This is a genomic window from Vibrio sp. OPT46 (assembly GCF_015163535.1).
Lineage (GTDB): Bacteria > Pseudomonadota > Gammaproteobacteria > Enterobacterales > Vibrionaceae > Vibrio > Vibrio alginolyticus.
On the sequence record NZ_JADDYG010000133.1, the window covers coordinates 11,071 to 16,459 of the forward strand.

At 46.4% G+C, this 5,389-nt stretch carries 5 protein-coding genes; 2 read left to right on the plus strand and 3 right to left on the minus strand.

Annotated features, from left to right (window positions below; all coding sequences use genetic code 11):
* Positions 1-279 precede the first annotated feature (279 nt).
* From IQR33_RS05895 to recQ, 3 genes are all read right to left on the minus strand, one after another.
* Entirely contained in the window at positions 280-954 is a 675-nt protein-coding gene (locus IQR33_RS05895; RefSeq protein ID WP_005378770.1) for a 7-cyano-7-deazaguanine/7-aminomethyl-7-deazaguanine transporter, read from the minus strand.
* A gap of 234 nt (positions 955-1,188) precedes the next feature.
* Positions 1,189-1,494, minus strand: coding sequence for a DUF3630 family protein (locus IQR33_RS05900; RefSeq protein WP_005378772.1), 306 nt, complete (start codon positions 1,492-1,494; stop codon positions 1,189-1,191).
* A gap of 9 nt (positions 1,495-1,503) precedes the next feature.
* Positions 1,504-3,339 (minus strand): ATP-dependent DNA helicase RecQ, encoded by a 1,836-nt coding sequence (gene recQ / locus IQR33_RS05905; protein WP_193837148.1) that lies wholly within the window; start codon positions 3,337-3,339, stop codon positions 1,504-1,506.
* 178 nt (positions 3,340-3,517) lie between these two features.
* On the opposite strand from recQ, the gene rarD reads away from it, so the two are divergent.
* Positions 3,518-4,435 (plus strand): EamA family transporter RarD, encoded by a 918-nt coding sequence (rarD, locus tag IQR33_RS05910; protein ID WP_005382912.1) that lies wholly within the window; start codon positions 3,518-3,520, stop codon positions 4,433-4,435.
* Positions 4,436-4,506: 71 nt separating this feature from the next.
* Positions 4,507-5,304 carry an AraC family transcriptional regulator gene (locus IQR33_RS05915; RefSeq protein WP_054575524.1) on the plus strand — a complete coding sequence of 266 codons (798 nt, stop codon included), beginning with the start codon at positions 4,507-4,509 and terminating at the stop codon, positions 5,302-5,304.
* Positions 5,305-5,389: the final 85 nt, after the last annotated feature.

Genomic DNA, 5,389 nt, shown 5'->3' on the forward strand with positions numbered 1-5,389 from the left:
AACTTGGCGCCTTCGATGCGAAAAAAGCCATTTTGATTGAGAAGATGCTCCGTTAGCCATTTCACCAACTAGCTTCCTCTACGTTCCGTAACTTCGATAAAAAGGTCTCACTCGGGACCTTTTTTATTACTCCATTTTTACCTTTGTACAGCTTAGGGAGCTTTTGGACACCCATGATCTAATTACTCCCCATGCTGTACAAAACCCTCTAACCCCAAGTAAACAGGCACAAAAAAGCCGCTTGATTTGAGCAAGCGGCTTTCGGGGTTCCCACTGATATTAAGACTGAACGCTTGTGGTCACCTTAAAGTCAGGGTTCACCGCAGTCAGCTTCTTAATTAGGTAATTCAGTAGTACGCCATACATAGGAACGAACAAACCAAGACTAATAATCAGTTTGAAGCCGTAATCCACCAGCGCGATTTCCGTCCAATGCTCAGCCATAAATGGATCTGGGCTTTGGTAGAACGCAATGGCGAAGAAAGCGATGGTATCAAGTGCATTACCGAAAAGCGTTGAACACGTTGGTGCCACCCACCATTGCTTCATTTGACGTAGGCGGTTGAACACGTGCACATCCATGATCTGACCAAGTAGGTACGCCATGAAGCTAGCAATCGCGATACGAGCAACGAATAAGTTAAATTCCCCTAGGTGACCAAAACCTTGGAATTGACCTTCGAAGAACACCACCGATAAGAAGTAAGACACTGCCAAAGCAGGCAACATCACTAAGAAGATGATCTTACGCGCCAACTGAGCACCGAAAATACGCACAGTTAAGTCAGTCGCTAGGAATATAAATGGGAAAGTGAATGCGCCCCAAGTGGTATGGAAACCGAAAATAGTAAACGGTAGCTGAACTAGGTAATTGCTAGATGCAATAATGACTAGGTGGAATAGAACCAGATAGATAAGGGCGTTGCGCTGCTGCGCAGGGGTAAAGTTACTCATGCGATACCTTTTTAGTTTGGTTTGGGGGTGAGGGAACCCAAATCGAGTCACTGAATAAAGTGGCTCTTACCAACAATGTAAAATGAAAAATAAACTGGCTTGGCTCATTCTGAGCGAAGCGGTGGGCGATTATACATTAACCACTTTTCGCCGCAAGTCGTCTGTTTTACGCAAACGTTTGAGCATAAAAAAGGGTGTTTCATGTGAAACACCCTTTCAAGAAAAATGCTATTTCTAGAAGCCGCGCTGGAACAATCCTGCAAGATAATCCAACTCTTCCCTGCTCTCTTCAATCGCTAACGCTTCAAACCAAATCGCTTCGCTGTAATGCTCTGCTTTCATAAACAGTCGGCAACCTTCAAAGTCGATCAGCCAAGAGTGAATATCTGCATCCCACTGCTTTTCCACCACAGTAGCAGAAAGCAAGCCGACTAAACGCTCACCTAAAGCAGGAAAGCTATCAAGGTCAAAGCTCGGCGCAGTAATGATTAAGCGCCCTTCTTGTGCCATATAGTCCGCTAAGCCAAATTCCTTTTGCATCTTGGTTCCTTATCCGTGGTGAGTAATGTGTTCTTGAATCAAATCAAGGAATGGATCGGCGTACTTCTCTAGTTTGCGCTGACCAACACCGCTAACTGCCAGCATTTCGCCGTAAGACGTTGGCAGAATTTCCGCCATATCAATCAAAGTTGCGTCACTGAAGACCACGTATGGTGGCAAACCATCTTCATCAGCAATCGACTTACGCAGCTTACGTAACTTAGCAAACAGCTTTTTGTCGTAGTTCTTGCTGGTCAGTTTATCTGATTTAGCCGCACGTGCTGCGGTGTCTAAACGTGGAACCGCTAACTCTAGGGTCACATCGCCACGCAAAAGCGGACGCGCCTCTTCGGTAAGTTGCAGCGTTGAGTTACGCGTGATGTTTTGAAACAACAGCCCTTTGTGGATTAACTGACGGAAGATACTCACCCAGTAATCGTGGCTATGATCGCGACCTATCGCGTAGGTAGAAATCTTATCGTGGCCGTTTTCACGTACACGAATGTTTTGCATGCCACGTAGCACTTCTACCACGTAACCCATACCAAAGCTTTGATTAACGCGATAGACACAAGATAACGCCTTACGCGCTTCTTCCGTGGCATCAAAGTGTTTCGGTGGATCTAAGCAAATATCGCAGTTGCCACATGGCTTCTCACGATACTCACCAAAGTAATTTAATAGCACCTGACGACGACAAGTCTGCGCCTCAGCAAAGGCACTCATCGCATTCAGTTTGTGGGTTTCCACCTGCTTCTGTGGACCATCGTCTTTCTCATCCAACATACGGCGCAGCCAACTGATGTCCGCTGGGTCATACAACATCATGGCTTCCGCAGGTAGACCATCACGCCCTGCACGACCGGTTTCCTGGTAGTAGGACTCGATATTGCGCGGGATATCAAAGTGAACCACAAAGCGCACGTTTGGTTTGTTGATGCCCATACCGAATGCCACGGTCGCCACTACAATTTGGATGTCATCACGTTGGAAAGCTTCTTGAACGTAAGCGCGCTCATCAGCGTCCATACCTGCGTGATAACCAGCAGCACGAATGTGGTTGTTGCACAGCTTCTCGGTCACCATCTCAACTTTCTTACGGCTACCACAATAGATGATGCCGCAGTTACCCTTTTGGGTTTCAAGATAACGAACGATTTGCGAAACCGGCTTGTGCTTCTCAACTAAGTTGTAGCGAATGTTAGGACGGTCGAAGCTGCCTAGATAAACCTCTGGATTATTCAGTTGCAGACGCTCAAGAATATCTCGGCGCGTTGCATCATCCGCCGTCGCCGTCAGCGCCATAAATGGCACATGGGAAAACTGCTGCTTAAGTTGACCAAGCGCGGCGTATTCTGGACGGAAGTCGTGTCCCCACTGGGAAATACAATGCGCTTCATCGACGGCAATCATCGATAGCGGCAAGTTTTCCAAGCGCTCAATGAAATCACGCATCAATACGCGTTCTGGCGAGACGTACACCAACTTAAGATGACCAGTGTGCATGCGGTTATACACGCTGAGCAGTTCTTCACGAGGCATGGTCGAGTTAATGCATTCAGCCGCTACACCGTTGGCTTTAAGCTGGTCCACTTGGTCTTTCATCAGCGAAATAAGCGGAGAAATCACCAAAGTAATACCAGAGCGAACCAAAGCAGGGATTTGATAACACAGCGACTTACCGCCACCAGTAGGCAGAATAACTAAGCTGTCGCGACCTTCTATCGCAGCGTCAATCACCAACTGCTGACCATCACGGAACTCTTGGTAACCAAACACATCCTCCAACACACGTTGAGGCGTTACAGGCAAATCAGATTGTTCGGCTAACAAGGTCGAGGTCATGAAAAGTCTCAGATTGGGTCTTAAAAAAGAGGTGCTTATGCATACCACTGGCACACAAAGTGAGGGCACATTGTAATGGGGTTTCATGGTGAATAAAACCGCAAATTGTTAGGTGTTTCGCATCACGACTCGTATACTGATTTTCTGCTCTATAAAACACACAATTAGGTGACACTTCATGACACCAGAAGACGAACAACAACGCGCGCGGCAAGGTATCTTGCTAGCGATTGGCGCGTATACCATGTGGGGCATTGCGCCGATGTACTTTAAGTCCATCGCACAAGTATCTCCTTTGGAAATTCTAAGCCACCGAGTGATATGGTCTTTCTTTTTGCTTGCTGCACTCCTCCATTTTGGCCGTCACTGGCGCTCGGCTTACCACATCGCGAAAGACAAAACGAAAATCGCTTACCTGATCGCAAGTTCCATGCTAATTGGCGGCAATTGGTTGATTTTCATTTGGGCGGTAAACTCGAATCATATGCTCGACGCCAGCTTAGGTTATTACATTAACCCACTGATCAACGTCTTACTCGGGATGGTCTTCCTTGGTGAGCGACTGCGTAAATTACAGTGGTTCGCGGTTGTATTGGCAGGTTGTGGCGTACTCGTTCAACTGATTGTATTTGGCTCCGTACCTGTTGTTGCGATGGCGTTAGCAATGAGCTTCGGCTTTTATGGCTTATTAAGAAAGAAAGTCAGTGTCGATGCAAAAACTGGCTTGTTTATCGAGACATTACTTCTACTGCCAGTGGCCGCTGTTTATTTGCTTTTTGTTGCCGATACACCAACCTCAAATATGCTTACGAATCCACTTACGTTAAATAGTTTGTTGATCGCGGCTGGGGTTATAACAACCCTGCCACTGCTGTGCTTTACGGGTGCAGCAACAAGACTCAAATTATCGACTTTGGGCTTTTTCCAATATATAGGCCCAAGCTTAATGTTTTTACTTGCAGTATTGATGTATGGCGAACCCTTTACCATGGATAAAGCGATCACTTTCGTCTTTATTTGGGGAGCACTAGTCGTGTTTAGCTTTGATGGATTACGTAATAACCGTCGCTCACGCCGAATCGTTCAGCCACAGTGATCGTTTTTTACAAGACAAGTTAGAAATTGCCAGATAAGCTTGGTCATAATGTGACCAAGCTTTTTTATTTAATGGAACATATTCAGTACTACGCAACCGACCATGACAACTTGAGTCTAATAGAGGCGAAATACCAGAAATTTGCTTTTCAAAGGCATTACCATCTGGATTTTCATCTCGGCCTGATCACGCATGGTGCGCAGAAGTTCCAATACCAAGGTAACAGCCACCAAGTTGGTCACGGGCAAATTGTGATTATGCCGCCGGATGAGCTGCACGACGGGCAATCTAAGCTCGAAAGTGGCTACGAAGTGAATGTGTTTGCGATCGAACCTCACCTATTGAGCGATCTGGCTGATCTTAAGCAAAACGGTCAAATAATACACTTCAACGAGCTGATCATCTCGGATCCACAGATATTTTCACAACTTAGTAACTTACACGGGCTACTTCGTCGTGAAAACCTCAGCCAACTCACCAAAGATTGCCTTCCTTTTGAAGGATTTAACCAGCTTTTTGATCGCTACGGATCGCTTGAGCGACAAAAAGTGGTGCCATTAGGAAATCAATCACTTGGAACGTTAAAAGATTATCTAATGGCGAACCTCGACCAAGCGGTGCGTTTGGATTCGCTATCAGAACTGTGCCAACTGAGCCCAACTCAGTTCCAGCGCCACTTTAAAGCGCAAACTGGCATGACGCCTTATGCATGGTTCGCACGCCTGCGCCTCGAACAAGGCATGAAGTTACTGCAAGCTGGCCAATGTAGTACCGACGTCGCCCATCAAATCGGTTTCTACGATCAAGCGCATTTCAGCAAAGCGTTTAAGCAGACCTACGGCGTTTCCCCTTCTCAAGTGACTCGTTAATTTCATTTACCGAGAAAGCTGTCAGTTTTTTACAAGCGCCACGGGTGACTTACCACGACAATAGCCGCATTGGTTAAATTTGAGA

Excerpts from the sequence above, each read along its gene's own strand:
- recQ (WP_193837148.1), bottom strand. The coding sequence starts at position 3,339 with ATGACCTCGACCTTGTTAGCCGAACAATCTGATTTGCCTGTAACGCCT.
- IQR33_RS05895 (WP_005378770.1), bottom strand. The coding sequence starts at position 954 with ATGAGTAACTTTACCCCTGCGCAGCAGCGCAACGCCCTTATCTATCTG.
- IQR33_RS05900 (WP_005378772.1), bottom strand. The coding sequence starts at position 1,494 with ATGCAAAAGGAATTTGGCTTAGCGGACTATATGGCACAAGAAGGGCGC.
- IQR33_RS05915 (WP_054575524.1), top strand. The coding sequence starts at position 4,507 with ATGGAACATATTCAGTACTACGCAACCGACCATGACAACTTGAGTCTA.
- rarD (WP_005382912.1), top strand. The coding sequence starts at position 3,518 with ATGACACCAGAAGACGAACAACAACGCGCGCGGCAAGGTATCTTGCTA.